The organism is Cytobacillus sp. T106 (assembly GCF_040492155.1).
Taxonomy (GTDB): domain Bacteria; phylum Bacillota; class Bacilli; order Bacillales; family Cytobacillaceae; genus Bacillus_AB; species Bacillus_AB infantis.
Genome location: NZ_JBEUMK010000013.1, coordinates 36,012 through 57,347, shown reverse-complemented (window position 1 = coordinate 57,347; position 21,336 = coordinate 36,012). Strand labels below are relative to the sequence as shown.

Here is a 21,336-nt window from a genome sequence, read left to right as displayed (position 1 = left end):
ATGCTACCCTTCTTTCTTCATGATGATTCCGGCCAGGAAGATCTTCCATGCCGATTCTCTCCGTTTGTTGTATTCCTCCTGGCTGTAATAATGCTGTTCGACCAAAAGCCCGTCAATCAGGCAATAAAATGCTGCAGCCATTTCGCCGCTTCCGACCGCCGTGAACATCGACTCTTTTTTACCGTGCTCAAATAAGCCCTGCAGCATGTCAGTGGAATGCTTTTCATATTCAAAAAATTCTTCTTTCAGCTTGGGACCGAGATCAGCCGGCGGAAAAAATATCGCCCGCTTAAAAAACTGGATATTCTCATTTTCTTCCCTTAACTCGGTCAGCGCATCAAAAATTGCCTTGATCGTATCAAGAGCATTATCAGAGCTTTGATCGTCCATGGCTTCCTTAATGGTGAGCAGCTCCAAGGAAACCGTATCCCGGAAAACCGACAGGAACAGCTCTTCTTTTGATGGAAAATGCGCATATAAAGAAGGGGTTTTTATGCCAACCGCCTTGGCGATGGCAGACAGCGGCGTTCCCTCGTATCGTTTTTCAGCAAAAAGCTTTAATGCTGCTTGTTTGATTTGCTGTGAGGTCATCCTTCCTCATCCTTCCTAACTATCGTTAGTTAGAATTATAACAAAATGAATCCCTGTATTCAATAGAGAAAATTGTTTCTGCTGCCTCACTAAAATAAGGGAAAATATGATAGTGTTTTTTTAACAGGAGGATGCTAATGATGATTACGGAACTGGATAAAGAGGAATTCAGCAGATGCAGGAAGCTGCTTCACCCGGAAGGGCAATTAGAAGCTGCCGCAGTAATAGAAGGGGCCAGTGCAGGAAGGGTTTTTGCAGACGATAGACTCGCCCCTACCACAGGTCTTATTTGGCTCGGGAATAATGACGGCTTTATTTTCATTGGTGATGAAAACAATGAAAATTTTAACGGAGCTTTAAATGCTTTTATAGACAGAGTGATTAAAACCGAGGCAATGAAAGTTCAGTTAGAATGGTTCGAAGCTATTGGCAATCATGATGAATGGAATAAGACGATGGAAAAAGCTTTTGCCCGCCGGGAACTTGGCAGCTGGAAGCAAAGAGTATATAAATTAAAGCCAGGCAGCTATTCTGATGACTTTGACGACTCTGATGAAGAAGGCTATGAAACCATAAGAATCAAGAAGGAACATTTTGAAAAAGGAAAAAACAAATTCCTTCAGGATAAGATTAGCCTGTACTGGCCAGCACCCGATACATTTTTAAAAGAAGGAATAGGCTATGCTTCTATACATAAAGATGAAATCATCAGTGTTTGCTTCTCAGGATTTGTTGTGGGGAACGTCCACGGAATTGATATTGAAACACTCAAGCCCCATCAAGGAAAGAAATTAGCGCAAAGCTTAGCCCGCAAGTTTGTACAAGAATGTCTGCAAAAAGAGATAATTGCCTATTGGGACTGCATGGAAATGAACAAGCCTTCCATCGCTGTTGCAGAGCGCCTTGGATTTACCCATGTTTCAACGTATACCGGCTTTGAATTCCCACTAAAATAAAGCTGAGGGTCCTAGACTCTCAGCTGATTGCTGCCCGTACTTCCCACTCCCCGACAAGCTCTACTTCACCAGCCGGAATGTCCAGCCGTGCCCCAAAGGAATCGAGAAGTTCACTGCTCGCTGCATGCCTGTGAACAATATCCTCATCCTCCTCAAAAAGCGCCGCCGAAAAAGATTGCAAGTATCTCATTTGTGATGACGCACCTATGAGACTATCATGCAGATTAGACATAAAATAATCGTAGCTTGCCCTGCTTTCCCACAAACCGAAGATAACAGCATCGGCATCCCCTTCCGGTCTGGTCCAGCCGCCGAACTGCCGGATAAAACCGGGGACGTGCTTCAATGGCTCCCATCCCATTTGGGCGAGACTGAACTCTTCCCTGGAAGCTGAGTCAACCCCGCACCTGATATATTTCACCAGCATTCAGCCTGGCACTCCGATATGGGAAAGATCACCGGCGAGTACAAGCTCAAGCTCTCCGTCCCTGTATGTCATATGGGTGAGGCTTGTGCCATGGATGAACGGGGGTTCCCATATTTCATTGACTGTCACCTTATTGGCAAGCATGACTGCCGTTTTGATGACAACCGCATGGGTGACGATCAGAATCTTTCCTGAGCTGCGGTTTTCCATAAGCTCCTGCAGGAACCCGGCCAGCCTGGTCTTTACATCCAGAAAGGTTTCTCCCTCCGGGTTCTCAAACTTTTCCGGCTCGTTCCAGTAATAGCCATATTGTTCAGGAAAGAGCATCTTTATTTCGTCGCCTGTTTTTCCCTGCCACTGGCCAAGATGGATTTCCATCAATCTTTCGTCCGTACGGATGGCCGTAGTACTGCTTCCGGCAAGCTTTTCAGCAGTCTGGATGGTCCGGGAGCTTGGGCTTGAGATGATTTCGTCGAATTGCATTTCCTGTAAATGTTCCCCGAGCCTTTCAGCTTCCTTCTGGCCCTTTTCGGTCAAATTTGAATCGAGCCTGCCCTGCATCCGTCCGGCTTTATTCCATTCCGTTTCACCATGCCTTACAAAATATAAATCAAGCAAGTTTCATTCCCCCTCTAGTTGATCTCAAGCTGATGATAAAAGCTTCCCGCTTTAATCTTAATTTCTCTCTCAAGCTCCTCAGGATAGGAGGCGATGAAGCAGCAGGAAGGCCCGCCTGATTTTAAGAGGTCCACGCCCTTGCAGGAAACTTCATCTCCAGTGAACTCCCTATTGGAAAAAAGCTGATTCAGCTCATAAAGTATTCCCTTCGAGCCGACAGGTTGCGTACGGACTCCATCCATCCTGGTGATTTCTTTGAATAGCGAAAGCGGTGCAATCGCCCCTGTTTTGTCCAGGACCTCTTCGCCGACAAGGGGCAGCCCGATAACCGCCAGCTTCTCCCGGCCGGTATAAAGGGGCAGAGCTTCAGGGCTGCCTGTCATTTTTCCGATAATGATCAGCCCGACCGCCGTTTGAAGGAGAGCAAAATTGCTTTCGGTGCTTCCTGTGACAGTTAAGTCTTCAATCCCCGCTTCCTCTGCACCCTTCTCAATGCCCCCGGCAAGCGAATGCCAATGCTCGTCCCCTGCAAAATTGTGCAGGACGGCTGCAAAAGGAGCACCGCCGGCTGAAAGATTCTCCATGACAGCCGTGCGAAAGGCAAAGTAAGCAACCGTTTCATACGGGGCCTTTACATGGTCAGCCTCCTTCAAGCCGATGCCGCCGCTGTTGTCGCTGCTGATGACCAGAGTTTCCCCGTTTTCGCCTGGTATGTATATTATGTCCCTCATTCCGGCACATTCCCTTCCTTTTGCCTTTCACCAAGCACCCGGCTGATGCGCGGGACTGCCCAGAAAGCCAGCAAACCATTTAAGACCGAGCCAATCAGAAGGGACGGGACAATCGCTATATAAAAACCAGTCCCCATTAAAAATAGGAACGGGAGCGGTGCTGCAAATGTATTGCCTGCTGCAAAAATGACGAAAGCCGTCTTCCTCCGGCCGCTTCCCCACAGTTTTCCGTACACCAAGACCAGAACGGCCATTTCAGCAGCAACGAGAAAATGGAGCGGTCCGAGCGGCATCCCGCCGACCAGTGCAGACAGGAGGTGGCCGAGCCCGGCCACAATGCTGCCGGCTCCGCCCCCCAGGAGGGCAGCGGCAGCTAAGGCAGGAAAGGAATCGAGTGCCACACTCCCTATGACCGCCGGAATCTTGACTGCTGCCCCAATGGCTGAAAAAGCAATGAACAAGGCAGCCAGCATCATCTTTTTATTTTTCACAATCAGTTCTCCTTGCGCTTTCCGCCGCGGAAAACCTTTGCACTGCGAACATATTCCACATCCTTCACTTGAAGGCGGAAATTAATCACCCTCGCCAATGCGAAGAAATAGTCAGAGAGGCGGTTCATATACTGCAGGCAAACTTCAGGAACCTTCTCTTCTGTTTTGATGAGTGTGACGATGAGCCGCTCTGCCCTTCTGGATACCGTCCTTGCTATATGGATGGAAGCAGAAGGCTTTGAACCTCCAGGGAGGATGAAGCGTTCTAGCTCGGGCGCCTCTTCAATGAATTCATCGATCCTGCTTTCCAGATAATCGATGGATTCCTGCCCAAGCTTCAGTTCCCTTTTAGCCGACACATTGGCCAGGTCTCCTCCGCAGTCAAACAGCTCATGCTGAATCTTTTCCAGATCATCCAGGACATCCTTGAATACTTCCCCATCCAGCTCAGTCATGGCCTGTCCGACAAAGCAGTTCACCTCATCAACCGTGCCATACGCTTCAACCCGGACATCGTCTTTATCCACCCGGCCGCCAATGATGCTTGTCTGCCCTTTGTCGCCTGTCCTTGTATAAATCCTCATCTTCATTTCCCCTATCTTTTTATTTTAATTTCCGGCTGATGCCATACCAGATCAGATCGACCCTTTCAGCAGCTGCTGCGGCATCCTGGAATATCCACCCGGCGGCATCCCGCCAATCCCGGTCTTGTTTTTCCATCGGTACAATCCCTTTTGTGATATCTGTCCCGATCAGTACCAGTTTTCTTTCCTGCACACCAGCTTCCCAGCGGAGCCAATCATCTAACCGCACCTTCCACAGGGATCTTGCCGGATCCTTATCCATTCTCTTTATATCTTCGCGGATCCACTGTTCGATTCCTTCCAGAATGACACAGTTTGGCGCCGCACGAGAAGCTTCAGGCAACCGCTCGCCTATATATGCATTATGCCAGGCAATGGTTTCCCCTTCATACTGCCTCTTCACCCAGGCAGCTTTCCCGTTGAAGCTTCCTCCAATAATAAAGTGCATCTTTCACCCCTCCTGAACCCATTGTCTTCCCAGATAAGTGTGATGGCGCCGGCATGCGGGGCTCTCCACTCCCAGAATTGCCTTTCCTCTGGGGCAAGCATTGTCAACAGCTGCCGGATCACCCCGCCGTGCGTGACGACAGCAGCTCTTGTTCCTTCATGCCGGATCAGGATGGTCCTGATTTTTTCCCAGCCATGCCTGACCCTTTCAGAAAACTGCCCATAATCCTCGCCTTCCGGTATCGGGGCGGTAAAAGGATCATTGAGCCAGGCCTGGTAGGCAGGATCATTCTTCAGCTCTTCATAGACACTGCCTTCCCATCTGCCAAAATTTATTTCCCGCAGCTCCTTCAGCTTGAGAGCATCTCCTCCGGGCAAAAGACCGGCAGTCTCGAGGCAGCGTCCCAGATCGCTTGAAAAAATGAAAGGAAATTCAGGCAGGGAGCGGGCCCAGCCTTCAAATCTTCGTTTCTCTTCATGGCATAAGGCAGAGTCTGACCAGCCGAGATAGGCTTTGTGCCTGTTTTGTTCTGTCAGGACATGGCGAAATAATGTAACAGCCACAGTACCATCCATAAAAAGCATTCAGCTCCTTCTGCAGATGCACCCAGCACATCCCCTGTAATTCCGCCAAACCATTTAACCGACTTTACAGCGGCAAACATCAGAAAACCTGCTGCTGCCAACAGCAGAATCGCCGCATGGACTGCAAGGCTGATATCTGCCATAGCATACAACACGAACACCAGCAGCACTGCCGCCGGGTAAAAGGCCAAATCCCTGGCACTGGCAGCTTTTTGAAACATTGCCCCCAGTCCTTCAGGCTTTGCCGGTCGCACCTGCATCAGGAGGACGCCCATGATCTGCTTTCCGAGAAACGGAATCAGGGCAATGAGCCAATATGACTCCGGCTGTTGCTGAAGCACTATTTCGTATATGAACAAAAAGCGTGCGGCAAGAAGCACAATGACCGAAAGGACGCCGAACGCACCTGTGCGGGGATCCTTCATGATTTCGAGCCGCTTCTCCCGATCCTGATAAGAGAAGAAGGCATCGCTCGCATCCATCCAGCCGTCCAGGTGGATTCCTCCTGTCAGGATAATCATGGCAAGCCATAGGGAAAATGCCGAGGCGAGCTGCGAAAACGGGGTCCATTCCAGGAATCCATACAGCACCAGGCTGTAAAAGAGTCCCTGGAGAAGCCCGAGAATTGGAAAAGTGATCACGGCCCTTTTCAAATGGACTTTATCCATCGGTATCTGCATCGGCACCGGAATGCTTGTGAAAAATTGAATGTTGATCAAAAATCCTTTAATGGTTTTCATGTATTTTCATATCCTATAATTTCTTTGATTTTATCCCACTGAAGATGCTGCTTTGCCTCATTGGCGAGTTTCTCAAAGCGTTCGTCCTTCATGTCTCCGATCCGTACAGGCTCCTTTTGCGGCAGGCCTTTTTCCTTCCGGATGCTGCCAAGCCACCTGTTTCTGAAGCCGTCATTATGAAAAACATGATGAAGATAGGTCCCGATGACCTTTCCGCCGCTGCCGCTATAGCCTTCCTCCCGGCCATCTTCCATCAAAAATAAACTCCTGCCTGCATCTATGCCTTTTTTGGCTGTTTGGCCAAGGTGAATCTCATAGCCTTCAACACTGCCGCTGCCAAACCCGGCGGATGCTATGTACGAACCCTTCGCCTGGACGGTTATTTTTTCTCTGAAGAAGGTCGTATCAGCCTCTATGAGGCCCAGCCCCTTTGCTTTCACGCCTATCGTACCGCTGTCGGTCCCTTCAGGATCATACAGCTGCTCCCCTAGCATCTGGTAGCCGCCGCATATTCCGGCAATCCTGCAGCCCTCCCCGGCAAGACGGATAATAGAACGGTCCAGGCCGGCTGCCTTCAAAAACTGCAGATCATGGATTGTACTTTTCGTCCCCGGGATGATGATGGCATCCGGCTTGCCCAGCTCAGCAGCATTTTTCACCCAGCGCACCGACACGTCTTCTTCATAGAGAAACGGTTCAATGTCGCTGTAATTTGATATATACGGCAGCCTGATTACCGCAATATCAATCTTCCCTCCCTGTTTCCTGTAAAAGCTGTCCTCAAGGGAAAGGGAGTCCTCTCCATCAATCATATGGTTATCAAAATGGGGAAGAACGCCAAGAACAGGAATCCCTGTCCGCTCCTCCAGCCAGGAGATGCCGTCCGCAAACAAATCCGGGTCGCCCCTGAACTTATTGATGATCAAACCCTTTACCCGCTCCCTTTCTTCAGTCGTGAGCAGCTCAAGGGTGCCGATGATGCTTGCAAACACGCCTCCACGGTCGATATCCGCTGTCAGGATGACCGGGATGTCAGCCAGATCGGCCACCTTCATGTTGACAAGCTCCCTGTCCTTCAAATTGATTTCCACCGGACTCCCGGCACCTTCTGCAACAATGACATCAAAATCGGCTTCAAGCTTTTTCAATGATTTTTGGATTACATCCAGGCCCTTTTCATAGAAATTCTCACGGTAGCTGCGGCCGGAATAGGTTTGAACTGCCTTTCCAAGCAGGACCACCTCTGAGCTCATATCAGATTTCGGCTTCAGCAGGATCGGGTTCATCCAGACTGTTGCCTCGGTCCTTGCCGCTTCTGCCTGGATGCCCTGCGCCCGGCCGATTTCCCTGCCGTCCGCCGTCGCATAGGAATTATTGGACATATTCTGCGACTTGAACGGCGCCACCCTGAGGCCCTCATTGGACAGCAGTCGGCAGAGAGCAGTAGCGATAAAGCTTTTCCCCACATCTGAAGCCGTTCCCTGTATCATGATGCCTTTCATGGTTTTCTTCCTTTCATAAGAAGCGGTATTCCCGCTTCCACAAGATAAGCCTGGACTGCCATTCCCACAATCCTCTGATGAAGCCGGCCAAGCAGCCTGGCGTATATATGGGACACACTCCCTGTTTCAATCGGTTCATACTTAACTTCATTGCTGACAATGATTAATGCCGCCGCACTCTCTTTAAGAGAGTGGATATCAGTAAGGATCCGCTCCTTGACCGCTTCCTGAAACTCCGGACTCTCCCATCTGCCGCCTGTCCCGAATAATTCATTATTCAACAGAGTGGTCAGGCAGTCCAGAAGCAGCACATCCCGCTTTGTAAAAGCTGCAGACAGCTCCCCTATTCCTGCAGGCTGTTCCCAGGTCCTCCAACCGCTGCCGCTTTCATCCCGCTGCTTTTGATGCAGCAGGATCCGCTCGGCCATTTCTTCATCCGAGCTCTTCCCTGCGGCAATATAATGAAGACGGCCATTGGAGGCGGCAGCTCGGGACTCTGCTGTTTTTTCCGCAAAGGTGCTTTTGCCGCTGCGGACGCCTCCTGTAATGAATATCAGTCCTTCTGACCTGTCCATTCGTCGATCGCCTCCATCAGCTTCTGATTGTCTTCTTTCCCTTTGACGGCAAACCGCAGCCAGCGCCCTGAAAGGCCGGGGAAATTATAGGTATGGCGCGGGACAACCCCTTTTTCCAGCAAAAAGAAGAACAATTTTTCCTGGTCACCCAGCTCCGGGTCACGGAGCAGATAAAAATTGGTTTTCGATTCGGACACGAGCAAGCCTTTGGCCTTGTAGAAGTTAAAGAGCCTGCTTCTTTCTTTTTCCATATAAATTTGTGTTTCCTCTATGTATAGATCTTCATCCAGACAAATCAGCCCTGCCTGCTGGGCAGCGGAGTTGATGCTCCAATGGTACTGAAAGCGGGCCATTCCCCTGATCAGCTCAGGTTCTGCCAGCACATAGCCGAGCCTCAGACCCGGAATGCTGAACATTTTTGTCATGCTGCGAAGAAGCATGAGGTTCTTGTATTCTGAGAGCAGCGGCACGAGAGATTCATAATCCGGCAGAAAATCATAGAAAGCCTCATCTACGATGACGAGTGTTTCGGGACATCCCTCTAATAATGAAACGATTTCTGCACAGCCATAGTATCTGCCTGTCGGATTAGCCGGATTGCAGAGAAACAGGGCATCCGCTTTCCCTCCTGCCTCACAGAGTTTTGCCGTATCAAGTTCCCAGCCTCCTTCTTCCAGCTGAAAATAGCTGATGTCACAATCATTCACTCTGCAGGCCTGTTCATATTCAGTGAAAGCCGGCTGAACAATCATGACTTTTTTTCCGGCCAGAAGCCTTGCTGCCAGACTGATCAGCTCTGATGCCCCGTTCCCGGCCAGTACATACTCTCCGGCGATGCCTTCCTTTTGAGCCAGCCTGGCAGTCAGTTCTGCTGCAAAGGGGTCCGGGTAAACAGGCAGCTCATTGAAAAATGAATGCCAGTCTGCCTTTAACCGTTCTGGCGGCCCCATAGGATTGATATTGGCGCTGAAGTCCAGCAGCTCCGATGGCTCCGGCAGCCCAAGTGCCTTAAATAAATGCTGCGGATTAGATCCATGTGACGGCCAATTCAAAGAGCATTCCCCCCAGCCATAAGAATAATAGAAATAATAAAGACGTCCTATTCATAATCTCAATAACCGACAATATATGGCCTTTTTCCAGGACAGCGACAGGGTCGCCCATTCTTGCCCTGTCAGAGACGATCCCTTTATAGTAATTGATGCCCCCGAGCTGCACACCCATCAAGGCAGCAGCTGCCGCTTCTCCCCAGCCGCTGTTCGGGCTCGGGTGCTTCCTGCTGTCCCTGATGAGGATGTTCCATGCTTTCTTAAAGCTGGTATGCTCGGGCTTTTTTCCGAGCAGCATCAGGAGGCCGGTCAGCCGGGCAGGGATAAAGTTCAGCAGATCATCGAGCCGGGCAGAGGCCCAGCCAAACGCAAGATACTTTTCGTTCTTATAGCCTGCCATAGAGTCGCAAGTATTGGCTGCACGATATAAGAGAGCCAGAGGTGCTCCGCCGATGAGCGCCCAAAATAGAGGAGCAGTGATCCCGTCACTCGTATTTTCTGCAACCGTTTCTACTGTTCCTCTTACAATGTCCGGCTCCTCCAGCTTTTCTGTATCACGGCCGACTATATAGGATAGCTTCAGGCGTGCTTCAGATATGTTGTCTCTATTAAGCGGACCATAGACCTCAAGCGCCGCTTCCTTCAGGCTTTTTTGCGCGATGGTGGTGGAAATGAGGATGGCTTCGATTATGATTCCTGCCAGCGGATGGATGTAATAGCCGGAGTATGTGATGGCACTTGCAGCAAGGAATACAGTACCAAGGACAGCCAGGACCATGATGGCCCCTTTCAGCTTCCGCCTGCCGCCCCGGTTCCATTTTTTATCCAAAAATAGAATAAATGACCCGATCCACCGGACTGGATGGGGCCATTTAGGCGGATCTCCAATAAGCAGATCCAGCAGAAACGCAAGGGTAAGGGCAGCCAGATGATAAACCATCATGATGACACCCTCTTCCGGTATTTGTGGAGCGCTTCAGCTGTACAGTCATATACGGCTTTGCTGATCAGCTTGCCAAGCGGTGTAATCGTTCCTGCAAACTCCAGCCTTTTCCCTGACTGGGCCGCAGCAATCAGGATGCTGTCTGTGCTAGTGCCTGTTGCCAGAGTGCCTGACACCTTATCCTCAACACCATGGTCATGAAGCACCTTCACCTTTGTTTCCGTGGCTGTCATGATGCTTTGAATGAACGCTTCTTCTGTAAGATTTCCGTTGATGAAGATCCATGTGTTGATCGTGCCTGGGGAAAACTCAAAGCTGTGCAGGCCGCTTTGGGAAGCGTCTACAGCATTCCCTGTTCCCGCGGTGACAACTGCAAGGAGAGAAAAGCCGTCGGATTCATAGAGCCTGTAGGCAGCGTCGGCCACCTGGACGGCTGTCATCATGCCGACCGTCTCGCCTGGCTCATAGCCGTTTTCCCGCAAATATTCTTTCATTTCTGCCCGGTGGTCACTGCAGTCATAAGTGTTCGGCACCTGGCGGTTAACAAACAGCCTGTGCCAGCCGACCCCGGCTCCTGCCACCCCCGATGACATCGTACGGAGCGGGAAAGGAGAATTTACAAGCACATGGTCTTCATACACCTGGACATCTTTTTCGCCGATAATGGCCGGTTCAGCAGTCAGGTCCCCTGGCAGAATTGCCATCTGCGGGGCAGGGACGGCAGGATGTGCATGCTTCATGATATCCGTCTGATAGACTGTGCGGATCCGGTCCTCATGGAGCACTTCATTCGGGACATCTGCCGAGACAACCTTCCCGTTCTCCATCAAAAGCAGCCTGTCGCAATACAGCGCCGCAAGATTCAGATCATGGAAAATGGAAATAACGGTCATCCCGCATTCCTTCGCCCATATACGCAGCAGGTCAAGCAGCTCTTTCTGGAATGATAGATCCAGATGGTTGGTCGGCTCATCCAGGAGCAGGATCTCAGGTTCCTGGGCAAGGGCCTGGGCAAGGAATACCCTCTGCCTCTCCCCGCCGGAAAGCTCATGGATATAATGGTCCTTGAATCCTGCGACCCGCGTCTGTTCCATCACGCGCTGGACGGTCTTTTCATCCTCTTCAGACCAGGTCTGGAACCACCCCTTCTGATGGGCATACCTGCCTAAAGAAACCGTTTCTTTGACTGTATAAGAAAAAGACTGTGATGAATGCTGCGGCAGCACCGCAATGACCTTTGCCAGCTCTTTCACAGAGAACTCCGTCAAAGGCCTGCCTTTGACAGAAATGCTCCCGCTCTTATAGGAGAGGATGCCGCTCAGCATTTTTAAGAGAGTTGTCTTTCCGCTTCCATTTGGGCCCAGGATGCCGAACAGCTCCCCTTTTTTCACTGAAAAACTGACCTCTTTTATAATGCTTTCGTCTGCGTAGCCGCCGGTCAATCCTTGTATGCTCAGCATCAGACAGCCCTCCTATTTCTTCTTTTCAGCAAAATGAGTGCAAACACAGGCGCTCCGATGATGCTCGTAATGACGCCGATCGGCAGCTCTGTCGGCGAGATGACCGTCCGCGCGACCAGGTCGGCAAGAATCAGGAAGCCTGCGCCGGTCAGCATCGACAAAGGCAGCAGGTGGATATGGTCTGGCCCCCACAGCCGCCTTGTCAGATGCGGGATGACGAGGCCGACAAAGCCGATGGTGCCTGACACCGCGACGGCTGCGCCTGTTAAAATGGAACCAGCCACAAGAACCATCATTTTTCTTCTTTGCACATTTACGCCCAGATGCTGTGCACGCTCTTCTCCAAATGACATGGCATTCAGCTCTTTCGCATTCATCATCAACAGAAGGCTTCCTATAATGAAAAACGGCAGGATGATGCGTATATAAGCCCATCCCCTCATTGAAACGCTTCCCATGATCCAGCCGATGATCTGCCTGAGCTCTTCTCCAGTCAGGGCAATCATGAGCGAAATGAGCGCACCAAGAAAAGAACTGACAATGATACCTGTTAAAATGATAGTTTCCACCTTCATGGCCCTGTCAATTCTTCTTGCAAAAAACAGCACGGCGAATATAGTCAGGAATGAGAAAACCATGCTGAGAATAGGCAGTGTAAAGAGGCCGGCAAACGGGATTGATATTTGAAAAAAAAGCACCAGCACTGCACCGACAGTCGCACCGGATGAAACCCCCAGTGTATAAGGATCTGCAAGCGGATTCCGCAAGAGGCCCTGGAAGGCTGCCCCCGCAATGGCGAGGGAAGCTCCTACAAGCCCGGCAAGAATGACCCTGGGCAGGCGGATATTCATCACAATATTGCTGTGCATCGGGTCAACTGAAGCATCAAGCTGAATCGGCAGAAGCTTAGACCCAACTATATTAATGATAGAAGGAATCGGCACAGAGACTGTACCGATTGAAATCCCCACCAGCATGCACAGGACAAGGAAAGCGGCTGCAAGCACATAGGCTGACAGCTTATTCTTACTTAAATACGTCCGGATAGACAGCTTTGGCAAATTCCTCTACTCCTTCAGCAAGCCTTGGGCCGGAGCGGCTTACTGTATCTGAATCCACACTGAACACCTGCTTGTTTTTAACGGCATTTACATCCTGCCAGCCTTCACGGGCGAGCACCTCTGCCACAGCATCTTCATTGCGGTAGCCGGAAGTGGAAATGATCACGTCCGGATTTTCCTTGATGATGGCTTCAGGATCTACCTTTGGCCACCCTTCTTCTTTTACAATATTCTCTGCATTAATCATCGTAAGCATTTCATCCATGAATGTATTTTTCCCAGGCGAATAAATCTCCGGCGCTGGAGACACCTCTACAAACACTTTCTTCTTTTCTGTTACGCCAGCAGCTTTTTCTTTGATTGCCTCTATCTTCTCTTTCATGCCGGCAATCACTTCTTCTGCTTCTTCCTTTGCACCTGAAGCGGTACCGATCATCTCGATCGACTCATATACCTGTTCAAAGCTCTGGGCATCATTGACAACCAGCACAGCGATTCCTGAATCTTTCAGCTGCTGCAATCCTGCAGTTGAATTATGTGCGCTTGAAGCGTGTGCAAGAACCAGGTCTGGAGCAAGGGAGATGATTTTTTCAACATTGAACTCCATTCCGCCGATCTTTTCTTTATCTGCTGTTTCTTCTGGATAATTATCAAAATCAGATACCCCAACCACTTCTTCTCCCAGACCAAGTGCAAACGCTGTTTCCGTGTTGCTTGGAATCAGAGAAACAATCTTCTCCGGCTTTTCTTCAATGACAACTTCTTCACCGGCGGCATCTGTGATTGTAACAGGAAATTCTGCTTTTTCTGTTTCAGTCTCTGTCTGTTCAGTGCTGCTGCCATCGTCCTTTTCAGGCTCTGCCGCTGAATCGCCGCAGCCTGACAGAACACCAGCAGCCAAAAGCATGCTGAATAATAATGAATAAAGCTTTTTCATGGTAAATCCCCCTGTAGAATAAATGTCGCAAAATTCATGCTGCAAAGGTCTTATGCCCAAAACGGGACCAGCATCCTTTGGAACCAAAAAAAGCATCCCCAATAAACATGGAGATGCTTTGCACGGCGTGCGCAGATTCAAAAAAAAAAGATTCCAAAAGGCTGCCGTACACCTCCCTATCCTCGTAGGTTTATGGGTGCATAAGAATCAGGCAGGTCTCCTGGCTCATGGTCAATGCTCGCTGCCCCTTCCCATACATCCCGTACAGTGGCTTCTGCAGCTTGCTCCCATTTACAGTGGCGGGACCGCGTTGGAATTTGCACCAACTTCCCTTTTAAGTCTTTCAAAGAAAAACACCTGTTTCTGCATATGTATGAAATTTTCCGCTATCGCCATTATACACTATTTCTTCTTTAAAACTAGCAGAAAAAGGGCCGTCCGGAAGAAGACCGGGCGGGCCCTTTTTGCTAGACGGTCGGGCTGCTGCTTCTTGCCGGCCGCCTGCTCTTCAATCCTGCCATCGAGACAGCGGCAGCGCCAAGCGCGAAGAGGATGAAGACTCCCCCTGCCGAAGCGTTCCACTCGACCGAAGCCTGTTCAATTACAATTCCCCCGATCAGAGACCCAAAGGCAATCCCAAAGTGCAGGGCTGAGTTATTAAGGCTTTGCTGGATATCCGATGTTTCCGGTGAAGACTCTATCAAATAACTCTGCAATGCCGGTGTGATGGCCCAGCTCAGCATGCTCCAGATAATCATGACCGCAATGAACAGCGGCAGGGAAAAGGCAGTATGCGGAATTGAAAACAGTGCAGCCGCAAACAGCACGATAATGGCTAAGATTGTCGGTTTTGTACCGAAGCGGTCGGCTAGATACCCGCCTGCACCGCCGCCGGCCACCGCGGCAATACCGAACAGCAGATACATGATGCTGACCCAGTTTCCGTCCATTCCCAGGACAGTCTTTAAGAATGGAGTCAGATATCCATAAAGTGTCAGGTGCCCTGCTAAAAAGAGGAACGAGGCCAGTTGGGCGAATAAAATTTTCCTGTTCTTCAGGGCAGCGAACATCTGCCTGATGGATATGGCAGCTTTCGGTTCAATCCGGTCCATGAAAAAGTACACCCCTGCTATCGACAGGCATGTCAGGACAGCAATCATCAGGAATGGTGCCCTCCAGCCAAATTCATTGCCAAGCATAAGCCCGGCCGGAATGCCAAGAACAAGTGAAGCACTTACGCCCATAAACACGATGCCGATCGCCCGTGCGCGATATTTTTCCTGCACTATATTCGATGCGATCGTGATGCACAGCACAACAAGCAAAGATCCGCTTGCCGCTGATATAACCCTTGCCAGAAAAAGAATACTATAACTCGGGCTCAGGAAAGCCAGGATATTTCCTGCAAGGAAAACGAGCAAGGCTATGAGCGTCAGTTTTTTCCTTTCCACTCCCCCGGTTGCTGTCAGCAGAATCGGTGCCGCGACAGCATATACAATCGAAAACACACTGATCAAAAGGCCGGCTTTGCCGATGCTGACATGAAGATCGGCCGCAACCAGATCAATGATTCCTCCTATTATAAGCTCGACCATCCCGACTACAAAGGAAACGATCGTCAAAAGATACACACGTTTATCCATTTTATACACCTCTCAATTAGTTACCACCACAATGGTAACTTTTTATAGGGATAGGTGCAAGTGTTAATTTTCCCAGTGCGATTTAGCGGAAAAGATATGATATTATTAAGAAAAAACTGACTCAGGAGTTCTGTCTATGCTGCAGCAATTCGGGTTTACCCAATATGAAAGCCAAATTTATCAGGCGCTTATTTCCGTGGACCAGCCGCTGGACGCCACAGGAATCGTCAAGCTCTCTGCCGTTCCCCGCTCGAAGGTGTATGAGGTGCTTCACCGCCTGGCAGAGAAAGGCATCATCCTTGAAACGACGGTCGAAAAAAAGCGTTTGTACACCGCCCTTCCCGTTGAATCGGTGATCAGCAGGCTGAAAGCAGATTTCGAAACCAGCGTCCAGGAGCTGCGGGAGGCAGCCGTCAAAAAGCCTGTCGCGGATGACCGGGTGTGGACCTTGAAGGATAATCACTCCATCCTCTCCCTGCTGGAGGAAATGCTCGGCAGGGCGGAAAGAAAGATCATCCTCTCTGCCTGGGGAGATGAATTGGAGAAGTATGCGGAGCTGCTGGAGGAAAAGCACGAAAGCGGCGTCAGTATCCATGTCCACTCTATCGGAAAAATCGAAACAAGCCTTCCGTCCGTCTCGGTCCTGATTCCGGACAAGCATCACGAAACCCTTGAAAGAAGCAGGATTGCCATCATTGACGAGGAAGAGATGCTGTTCGCCGGCATGGAAGCCGGCAAGTGGAATGCCATCACAACCCGTTCAAGGCCGCTCGTGAAGTTTTTCGCTGAGTTCTTCTACCATGATGTCGCCCTTACCGAAATTACACAGAAATATAAAGATACCATCATGGAGGATAAAGCGATCCGGGATGTTCTTTTGAAATTGCGGTATTAGGGGCGTGGCGGAGTGCTGGTGCTTTTTGGAAAACGGAGGGGATTTGGGGTTCAGATGCTTGCAACGGATCCACTGGCATCCTCTGATTGGAAAAAACTCTTTTAGAGGGTCCTAGTTGTTCTCACTGGCACCCTCTGTTTAGCAAAATCTCTTTTTGACGGCTTTAGTCATGATCACTAACACCCTCTGTTTAGCAAAATCTCTCTTAGACGGCTTTAGTCGCGATCACTAACACCCTCTGTTTAGCAAAATCTCTCTTAGACGGCTTTAGTCGCTACCACTAACACCCTCTGTTCTTCAAAATCTCTTTTAAACGGCTCTAGTCTCTATCACTAACACCCTCTGTTCCTCAGAATCCCTCTTAGACGGCTCTAGTCGCGACCACTAACACCCTCTGTTTAGCAAAATCTCTTCTAGACGGCTCTAGTCGTGCCCACTAACACCCTCTGTTTCTCAAAATCTCTCTTTGACGGCTTTAGTCGCGACCACTAACACCCCCTGTTCTTCAAATACTTTCCATAAGGCCTCACCCACACTCACCAGCACCCCATCGTCCCTCAAAAAAAGGCCCGGCACTTCTGCCGGGCTTTCCTCATCTCGCATACAGCTTCCATTCCCGTGTTTTTTTATCAAACACAAGCTTGGCTTCACATTTTTCTTTTGCGATGCTTTCGTATTCTTCGTACATGTCGTCCATATTGGCAAAGTCGCCGATCACCCAGATGGGGATTTCAATCCGCGCGCGGTTTTGATCGGTCTGTCTGATGGAGATGACGGCGCCTTCCCTCATCATGTCTTTCATGTAGGAAATGGCTTCTTGCGGCACCGGCGGGAATGAACCTTTCTTCCGCAGGCCGAGAAGTGATTTTTCCGGCTTGATTTCGCTCAGCTTTTCAGGGATCAGCTGGCTCAGCAGACGGTAAAAATCAGCCATATCCCGGTAATAGGTTTTGTTATACCAGCCGTCATCATGGGCCAGATAGACAAAGCGGTTGCCAAGATAGTTATAAAATGGCGCTTTCAGGTGCTCCTTCAGATGTCCCAGATACAATAGCTCTGCAATGGTCTGGCCCGGCAGCTCGTTCAGCCCGTCAAGTTCTTCAAAATCAATCCAGCAGAAGTCGCCATAGTTATAGACATCATCAGAAAGCAGCTTATTCAGCTTTTCATACGGAACATACTCCAGGAGCGTATGCCGGTTAAATTCCCCATCATCAAATCCATGCTTCAGCAGCAGAAGATTCGCCATTACATCTGACAGTGAACGGGCAAACTCCTCAAATTCAATGCCGTAAGACATTACGTAATTTTCCTGTTCATTTAAGTGGACATATATGAGATCACGCGAGCTGTTATGATTCTTTTTCAATAGCAGAACCTCCGAATAAAAATGAAAAAAGATGATTTCTGAGCCGATGGAGCGCGGGGCTGAACAGTTGTCGAAGTTTAATGCATCTTCTGATCTATTAAAGTGCACAGCCTGGCTTCACGCTTAAGCTGCCATGCCCGTCCGGATACAATATCCCTATTTTAGCAAAAAACATTGAAAATTTCTTAGTTTTAATAAAAATATAAATCGCTGTAACTTTCCAATTTATGGTGAACTTCACAATGCAAGAATGACGCTGATCATTCATTTGCCATTAAAGCTTCAGCAGATTGAGCAAAATATGACCGCCATAAAAACTCTATTTTTCCTATTAAGTTTGAAAAATTATCCTTTAAAGGAAACAATCTGCCTGGCAGATACGTCTATACTATTAGCCGCTTTCTATAATTAAAAAACTAATCCGGACTTTCGCCAGAATCCACCCGCCTCCCCTGCAGATGTATTAGAAGCAGGGCGGCTTATATAAACAATGGCCAAACCGAAATGAAACAGGGTGTATTTTAAAATGGATCGTTCACTTAAGCCTTCCGACCGCTTCGACTGGACGCTGAGCTTTCTGCTGCTGTTATTTGCCATAGTCAGCTGTACAGCGATCTACAGCGCCCAAACCTTGCAGCAATATCCCGAAAACTTCTTTCTTAAACAAATTTTCTGGTATGGCGTCGGCGCTTTCATCGCTGGTATGACCATGTATTTCGACAGTGAGCAATTCAGGAAGCTTTCCTGGATCCTCTATGCTTTCGGCATACTACTGCTTGTCGCGCTTGCCCTCGCCCCTGGCAGCATCGCTCCCGTAATCAAAGGAGCAAAAAGCTGGTTTGTCATCCCCGGCGTCGGTTCGATACAGCCCTCCGAATTTGTTAAAGTATTCCTGATCATGGCGCTCAGCAAGCTGATCGCCTCTCATCACGAAAAATTCATCCAGAAAACACTGAAGACCGACTTTTATCTTTTGATCAAGATTGGCACTGTGACCGCTTTGCCGCTCGGCCTCATCCTTGTCGAGGACTTAGGGACTGCCCTCGTCATCATTGCCATCATGCTCGGGATCATCTTTGTCTCAGGGATTTCATGGAAGATTCTGCTGCCCATCTACAGTGCAGGCATCGGTTTTGCCGCCAGCGTGCTTTACCTGGTCATTTGGGCGCCAGGCATCATCGAGAAATATCTGAAGGTCGACCCTTACCAGTTTGACCGGATCTATTCGTGGCTCGATCCTGAGAGCTATGGACAGTCTGCCGGCCTTCAGCTGCTGCGCTCGCTCCAGGCTATTGGCTCCGGCCTTATAACAGGGAAAGGGGTCGGCGACAGGCAGGTCAATATCCCCGATAATCATTCCGATTTCATCTTCAGCGTCATCGGAGAGGAATATGGCTTCCTTGGGGCAAGCGTCGTCATCAGCCTTTTTTTCCTCTTAATCTATCATTTGACCAAGACGGCTATGGAAACCAAGGATCCTTATAATACTTATATTTGTACAGGGATCATCAGTATGATTACGTTCCATGTATTCCAGAATATCGGCATGACCATACAGCTGCTGCCGATCACAGGGATTCCGCTTCCCTTCATCAGCTATGGCGGAAGCTCGCTGATGGGAAATATGTTTGCGATGGGCTTGATCTTCAGCATCCGCTTCCATCATAAAACCTATATGTTTTCATCCGATTCACAATAATCTTGCAATTTTTATACAATAGGATATAATACGTGTAATATTCAACGCAGCGATATATTCAATCAATGATGAAGAGAGTAGTAAAGGGCCGTCCCCTGAAGCGATGCAGGGATGGTGAAAGCCTGCAGGGACCCTTTTATGAAGCGCACTTCGGAGATGCCGGGCCGAAAGTCAAAGTAAGTCCTGCCGGGGCCATCCCCCGTTATCATGTCAAGAGGTCCTATGGACAATCAGAGTGGCACCGCGGGTATAACAGGCTCGTCTCTTTTATAAGAGGCGGGCTTTTTTGTGTTCAATTACATCAACAAGAAGGAGAAAGATCCCATGATCAAACTGAAAGCAATCTTTACTGAAGCGCTTTGGGAACTGTTTGAAGACCGGCTTACAGCTGCTGAGCTTGCCGGCTTGATTGAAGTGCCAAAGAATACGGCGCACGGCGACCTGGCATTTCCCTGCTTCACCCTTGCCAAAAAAATGAAGCAGGCCCCGGCAGTAATCGCTGCTGAAGCCGCAGGAAAGCTGCAGCACAGCCTCATTGAACAGGCAGAAGCACACGGCCCGTACCTGAATATTTTCTTCTCGAAGGAGAAAGTTGGCTTGGAGATCCTGCAGTCCCTTCTTGAAGCCGGCTCCCTATACGGCAATAGCAGCGCAGGCACAGGAAAGACTATCACTATTGATTTCTCAGCCCCCAATATTGCCAAGCCGTTTTCAATGGGCCATCTGCGTTCAACCGTTATCGGGAACAGCATCAGCCTGATAGCTGAAAAATGCGGCTATGAGGTTATCAGGATCAATCACCTCGGAGATTGGGGAACCCAATTCGGCAAGCTGATTACCGCCTATAAGAAATGGGGCACCCCCCGCACTGTAAAAGAAAAGCCGATCGCTGAACTATTCAAGCTTTACATCCGTTTCCATGAGGAGGCAGAGAAAGATCCTGATCTCGAAAACGAAGCGCGCCGCTGGTTCCGGGAGCTTGAACGGGGTAATGATGAGGCTTTTGCGCTATGGAGCTGGTTCAGGGAAGAATCATTAAAAGAGTTCAACCGGATCTATGAACTTTTGGGCATCTCTTTTGATTCCTATAACGGAGAGGCCTTTTACAACGATAAAATGGAAAAAGCCGTAGAGCTCCTGCAGTCCCGGAACCTCCTGACTCAATCCGAGGGAGCAGCAGTGGTCACCTTGGAAGAACATGGCCTCCCACCCTGCCTGATCAAAAAATCGGATGGAGCAACCCTTTATGCAACCCGCGACCTGGCCGCAGCCATCTTTCGGCAAGAAACCTATCGCTTCTCTGAAAGCCTGTATGTCGTCGGCCAGGAGCAGTCCGTCCACTTCAGGCAGCTGAAGCTTGTTCTGAAAAAGCTGGGCTTTCAGTGGGCAGAAAATATGCATCATATACCTTTCGGGCTTTATCTGAAGGACGGCAAGAAAATGTCGACAAGGAAAGGCAGGGTCGTCCTGCTTGAGGATGTTCTGAATGAAGCGGTCGAGCTTGCTTATGAGAATATCTGCCGCAAGAATCCTTCTCTTGAGCAGAAGGAAGAAACCGCTGCCGCTGTCGGCATCGGAGCAGTCCTTTTTCACGACTTGAAAAATGACCGCCTCAACCATATTGAATTTTCTCTGGAAGAAATGCTTACATTTGAAGGTGAGACCGGCCCTTATATCCAGTACACAAATGCAAGGGCAAGCTCCATCCTTCAAAAGGCCGGGACAGCCGGCAGGATGGAGCAGGGGCTCAGCGACCCTTACAGCTGGGATCTGCTCAAGCAGCTCAGCCTCTTTACCGGGAAGATTGAAGAAGCCCATAAGCATTATTCGCCTTCAGTGATTGCCAAGTATATCATCAATGTGGCACAGAGCTTCAATAAATATTATGGGCAGATCCGGATACTGGACGATACGCCGGGGCTTGAGACAAGACTCAGCCTGGTCCGGGCTGTATCCCTTGTCCTTGAAGAAGGGCTGCGGCTGCTTGGGATTGCGGCGCCAAAGAAAATGTAAAAAAAGAGGAGGGCAAAGCG

23 protein-coding genes, 1 riboswitch and 1 other annotated feature are annotated in these 21,336 nt (G+C 49.5%); of the genes, 4 read left to right on the top strand and 19 right to left on the bottom strand.

Annotated elements, in window-relative coordinates:
* Positions 1 to 3: 3 nt before the first annotated feature.
* Positions 4 to 591 carry a TetR/AcrR family transcriptional regulator gene (locus tag ABU165_RS19975; protein WP_318060835.1) on the bottom strand — a complete coding sequence of 196 codons (588 nt, stop codon included), beginning with the start codon at positions 589 to 591 and terminating at the stop codon, positions 4 to 6.
* Between the two features lie 140 nt (positions 592 to 731).
* On the opposite strand from ABU165_RS19975, the gene ABU165_RS19970 reads away from it, so the two are divergent.
* A complete protein-coding gene (locus ABU165_RS19970; RefSeq protein WP_035403465.1) occupies positions 732 to 1,547 on the top strand; it encodes a GNAT family N-acetyltransferase in 816 nt (271 codons plus the stop codon).
* Between the two features lie 19 nt (positions 1,548 to 1,566).
* Here ABU165_RS19970 and ABU165_RS19965 read toward each other — a convergent pair whose 3' ends face one another.
* The 16 genes from ABU165_RS19965 to ABU165_RS19890 form a co-directional block, all read right to left on the bottom strand.
* Entirely contained in the window at positions 1,567 to 1,974 is a 408-nt protein-coding gene (locus ABU165_RS19965; protein WP_009795749.1) for a YdbC family protein, read from the bottom strand.
* Positions 1,975 to 2,592, bottom strand: coding sequence for a histidine phosphatase family protein (locus ABU165_RS19960; RefSeq protein ID WP_148951007.1), 618 nt, complete (start codon positions 2,590 to 2,592; stop codon positions 1,975 to 1,977). It abuts the gene before it with no gap.
* A gap of 14 nt (positions 2,593 to 2,606) precedes the next feature.
* Complete coding sequence (locus tag ABU165_RS19955) at positions 2,607 to 3,323, bottom strand: ATP-binding protein (protein WP_148951008.1); 717 nt, start codon at positions 3,321 to 3,323, stop codon at positions 2,607 to 2,609.
* The gene (locus ABU165_RS19950; RefSeq protein ID WP_148951009.1) at positions 3,320 to 3,814 is read right to left on the bottom strand and encodes an ECF transporter S component; all 495 of its coding nucleotides are present in this window, start codon (positions 3,812 to 3,814) and stop codon (positions 3,320 to 3,322) included. Before ABU165_RS19950 ends, ABU165_RS19955 begins: the two co-directional genes overlap by 4 nt.
* A gap of 2 nt (positions 3,815 to 3,816) precedes the next feature.
* Complete coding sequence (locus ABU165_RS19945; protein ID WP_009795745.1) at positions 3,817 to 4,398, bottom strand: cob(I)yrinic acid a,c-diamide adenosyltransferase; 582 nt, start codon at positions 4,396 to 4,398, stop codon at positions 3,817 to 3,819.
* A 19-nt stretch (positions 4,399 to 4,417) separates the two neighbouring features.
* Positions 4,418 to 4,846 carry a bifunctional adenosylcobinamide kinase/adenosylcobinamide-phosphate guanylyltransferase gene (locus tag ABU165_RS19940; RefSeq protein WP_094769363.1) on the bottom strand — a complete coding sequence of 143 codons (429 nt, stop codon included), beginning with the start codon at positions 4,844 to 4,846 and terminating at the stop codon, positions 4,418 to 4,420.
* On the bottom strand, positions 4,798 to 5,430 hold the full coding sequence (locus ABU165_RS19935; protein WP_094769364.1) for a histidine phosphatase family protein: 633 nt from the start codon (positions 5,428 to 5,430) through the stop codon (positions 4,798 to 4,800). Before ABU165_RS19935 ends, ABU165_RS19940 begins: the two co-directional genes overlap by 49 nt.
* Positions 5,379 to 6,170, bottom strand: coding sequence for an adenosylcobinamide-GDP ribazoletransferase (cobS, locus tag ABU165_RS19930; protein WP_148951010.1), 792 nt, complete (start codon positions 6,168 to 6,170; stop codon positions 5,379 to 5,381). The genes ABU165_RS19935 and cobS overlap by 52 nt, the downstream gene beginning before the upstream one ends.
* Positions 6,167 to 7,672 carry a cobyric acid synthase gene (locus ABU165_RS19925; protein ID WP_129614036.1) on the bottom strand — a complete coding sequence of 502 codons (1,506 nt, stop codon included), beginning with the start codon at positions 7,670 to 7,672 and terminating at the stop codon, positions 6,167 to 6,169. The genes cobS and ABU165_RS19925 overlap by 4 nt, the downstream gene beginning before the upstream one ends.
* Positions 7,669 to 8,247, bottom strand: a complete 579-nt coding sequence (locus ABU165_RS19920; RefSeq protein WP_224952193.1) for a bifunctional adenosylcobinamide kinase/adenosylcobinamide-phosphate guanylyltransferase — start codon at positions 8,245 to 8,247, stop codon at positions 7,669 to 7,671. The genes ABU165_RS19925 and ABU165_RS19920 overlap by 4 nt, the downstream gene beginning before the upstream one ends.
* On the bottom strand, positions 8,226 to 9,299 hold the full coding sequence (cobD, locus tag ABU165_RS19915) for a threonine-phosphate decarboxylase CobD (protein ID WP_318060834.1): 1,074 nt from the start codon (positions 9,297 to 9,299) through the stop codon (positions 8,226 to 8,228). The genes ABU165_RS19920 and cobD overlap by 22 nt, the downstream gene beginning before the upstream one ends.
* Positions 9,274 to 10,239: an adenosylcobinamide-phosphate synthase CbiB gene (gene cbiB, locus ABU165_RS19910; protein WP_318060833.1), complete on the bottom strand. Its 966-nt coding sequence runs from the start codon at positions 10,237 to 10,239 to the stop codon at positions 9,274 to 9,276. Before cbiB ends, cobD begins: the two co-directional genes overlap by 26 nt.
* Positions 10,236 to 11,699, bottom strand: coding sequence for an adenosylcobinamide amidohydrolase (locus ABU165_RS19905; RefSeq protein ID WP_318060832.1), 1,464 nt, complete (start codon positions 11,697 to 11,699; stop codon positions 10,236 to 10,238). Before ABU165_RS19905 ends, cbiB begins: the two co-directional genes overlap by 4 nt.
* Positions 11,699 to 12,760 (bottom strand): FecCD family ABC transporter permease, encoded by a 1,062-nt coding sequence (locus ABU165_RS19900; RefSeq protein ID WP_318060831.1) that lies wholly within the window; start codon positions 12,758 to 12,760, stop codon positions 11,699 to 11,701. The genes ABU165_RS19905 and ABU165_RS19900 overlap by 1 nt, the downstream gene beginning before the upstream one ends.
* The gene (locus ABU165_RS19895) at positions 12,726 to 13,697 is read right to left on the bottom strand and encodes an ABC transporter substrate-binding protein (protein WP_318060830.1); all 972 of its coding nucleotides are present in this window, start codon (positions 13,695 to 13,697) and stop codon (positions 12,726 to 12,728) included. The genes ABU165_RS19900 and ABU165_RS19895 overlap by 35 nt, the downstream gene beginning before the upstream one ends.
* 193 nt (positions 13,698 to 13,890) lie before the next feature.
* Positions 13,891 to 14,073: riboswitch (cobalamin riboswitch) on the bottom strand.
* Positions 14,074 to 14,164: 91 nt separating this feature from the next.
* Positions 14,165 to 15,340 (bottom strand): MFS transporter, encoded by a 1,176-nt coding sequence (locus ABU165_RS19890; protein WP_094769371.1) that lies wholly within the window; start codon positions 15,338 to 15,340, stop codon positions 14,165 to 14,167.
* A 136-nt stretch (positions 15,341 to 15,476) separates the two neighbouring features.
* Between ABU165_RS19890 and ABU165_RS19885 the strand changes: the two genes are divergently transcribed.
* Positions 15,477 to 16,235 carry a TrmB family transcriptional regulator gene (locus ABU165_RS19885; RefSeq protein WP_318060829.1) on the top strand — a complete coding sequence of 253 codons (759 nt, stop codon included), beginning with the start codon at positions 15,477 to 15,479 and terminating at the stop codon, positions 16,233 to 16,235.
* Positions 16,236 to 16,688: 453 nt separating this feature from the next.
* On the opposite strand, the gene ABU165_RS19880 is transcribed toward ABU165_RS19885, so the two are convergent.
* Both ABU165_RS19880 and ABU165_RS19875 read right to left on the bottom strand, forming a co-directional pair.
* Complete coding sequence (locus ABU165_RS19880) at positions 16,689 to 16,838, bottom strand: hypothetical protein (RefSeq protein WP_318060828.1); 150 nt, start codon at positions 16,836 to 16,838, stop codon at positions 16,689 to 16,691.
* On the bottom strand, positions 16,828 to 17,604 hold the full coding sequence (locus ABU165_RS19875) for a hypothetical protein (protein WP_022543240.1): 777 nt from the start codon (positions 17,602 to 17,604) through the stop codon (positions 16,828 to 16,830). The genes ABU165_RS19880 and ABU165_RS19875 overlap by 11 nt, the downstream gene beginning before the upstream one ends.
* Positions 17,605 to 18,130: 526 nt before the next feature.
* Between ABU165_RS19875 and ABU165_RS19870 the strand changes: the two genes are divergently transcribed.
* The gene (locus ABU165_RS19870; protein WP_318060827.1) at positions 18,131 to 19,303 is read left to right on the top strand and encodes an FtsW/RodA/SpoVE family cell cycle protein; all 1,173 of its coding nucleotides are present in this window, start codon (positions 18,131 to 18,133) and stop codon (positions 19,301 to 19,303) included.
* 56 nt (positions 19,304 to 19,359) lie between these two features.
* Positions 19,360 to 19,572: a binding site (T-box leader), on the top strand.
* A 58-nt stretch (positions 19,573 to 19,630) separates the two neighbouring features.
* Positions 19,631 to 21,316, top strand: a complete 1,686-nt coding sequence (gene argS / locus ABU165_RS19865) for an arginine--tRNA ligase (protein ID WP_396349994.1) — start codon at positions 19,631 to 19,633, stop codon at positions 21,314 to 21,316.
* The last annotated feature ends 20 nt before the right edge of the window (positions 21,317 to 21,336 follow it).

Bases quoted from the DNA above. Each gene is read 5' to 3' on its own strand.
- ABU165_RS19870 (WP_318060827.1), top strand. From the start codon at position 18,131: ATGGATCGTTCACTTAAGCCTTCCGACCGCTTCGACTGGACGCTGAGC.
- cobS (WP_148951010.1), bottom strand. From the start codon at position 6,170: ATGAAAACCATTAAAGGATTTTTGATCAACATTCAATTTTTCACAAGC.
- ABU165_RS19905 (WP_318060832.1), bottom strand. From the start codon at position 11,699: ATGCTGAGCATACAAGGATTGACCGGCGGCTACGCAGACGAAAGCATT.
- ABU165_RS19955 (WP_148951008.1), bottom strand. From the start codon at position 3,323: ATGAGGGACATAATATACATACCAGGCGAAAACGGGGAAACTCTGGTC.
- ABU165_RS19935 (WP_094769364.1), bottom strand. From the start codon at position 5,430: ATGCTTTTTATGGATGGTACTGTGGCTGTTACATTATTTCGCCATGTC.
- ABU165_RS19945 (WP_009795745.1), bottom strand. From the start codon at position 4,398: ATGAGGATTTATACAAGGACAGGCGACAAAGGGCAGACAAGCATCATT.
- ABU165_RS19970 (WP_035403465.1), top strand. From the start codon at position 732: ATGATTACGGAACTGGATAAAGAGGAATTCAGCAGATGCAGGAAGCTG.
- ABU165_RS19925 (WP_129614036.1), bottom strand. From the start codon at position 7,672: ATGAAAGGCATCATGATACAGGGAACGGCTTCAGATGTGGGGAAAAGC.
- ABU165_RS19975 (WP_318060835.1), bottom strand. From the start codon at position 591: ATGACCTCACAGCAAATCAAACAAGCAGCATTAAAGCTTTTTGCTGAA.
- ABU165_RS19885 (WP_318060829.1), top strand. From the start codon at position 15,477: ATGCTGCAGCAATTCGGGTTTACCCAATATGAAAGCCAAATTTATCAG.
- ABU165_RS19965 (WP_009795749.1), bottom strand. From the start codon at position 1,974: ATGCTGGTGAAATATATCAGGTGCGGGGTTGACTCAGCTTCCAGGGAA.
- ABU165_RS19940 (WP_094769363.1), bottom strand. From the start codon at position 4,846: ATGCACTTTATTATTGGAGGAAGCTTCAACGGGAAAGCTGCCTGGGTG.
- ABU165_RS19890 (WP_094769371.1), bottom strand. From the start codon at position 15,340: ATGGATAAACGTGTGTATCTTTTGACGATCGTTTCCTTTGTAGTCGGG.
- ABU165_RS19920 (WP_224952193.1), bottom strand. From the start codon at position 8,247: ATGGACAGGTCAGAAGGACTGATATTCATTACAGGAGGCGTCCGCAGC.
- ABU165_RS19880 (WP_318060828.1), bottom strand. From the start codon at position 16,838: ATGCGAGATGAGGAAAGCCCGGCAGAAGTGCCGGGCCTTTTTTTGAGG.
- ABU165_RS19895 (WP_318060830.1), bottom strand. From the start codon at position 13,697: ATGAAAAAGCTTTATTCATTATTATTCAGCATGCTTTTGGCTGCTGGT.
- cbiB (WP_318060833.1), bottom strand. From the start codon at position 10,239: ATGATGGTTTATCATCTGGCTGCCCTTACCCTTGCGTTTCTGCTGGAT.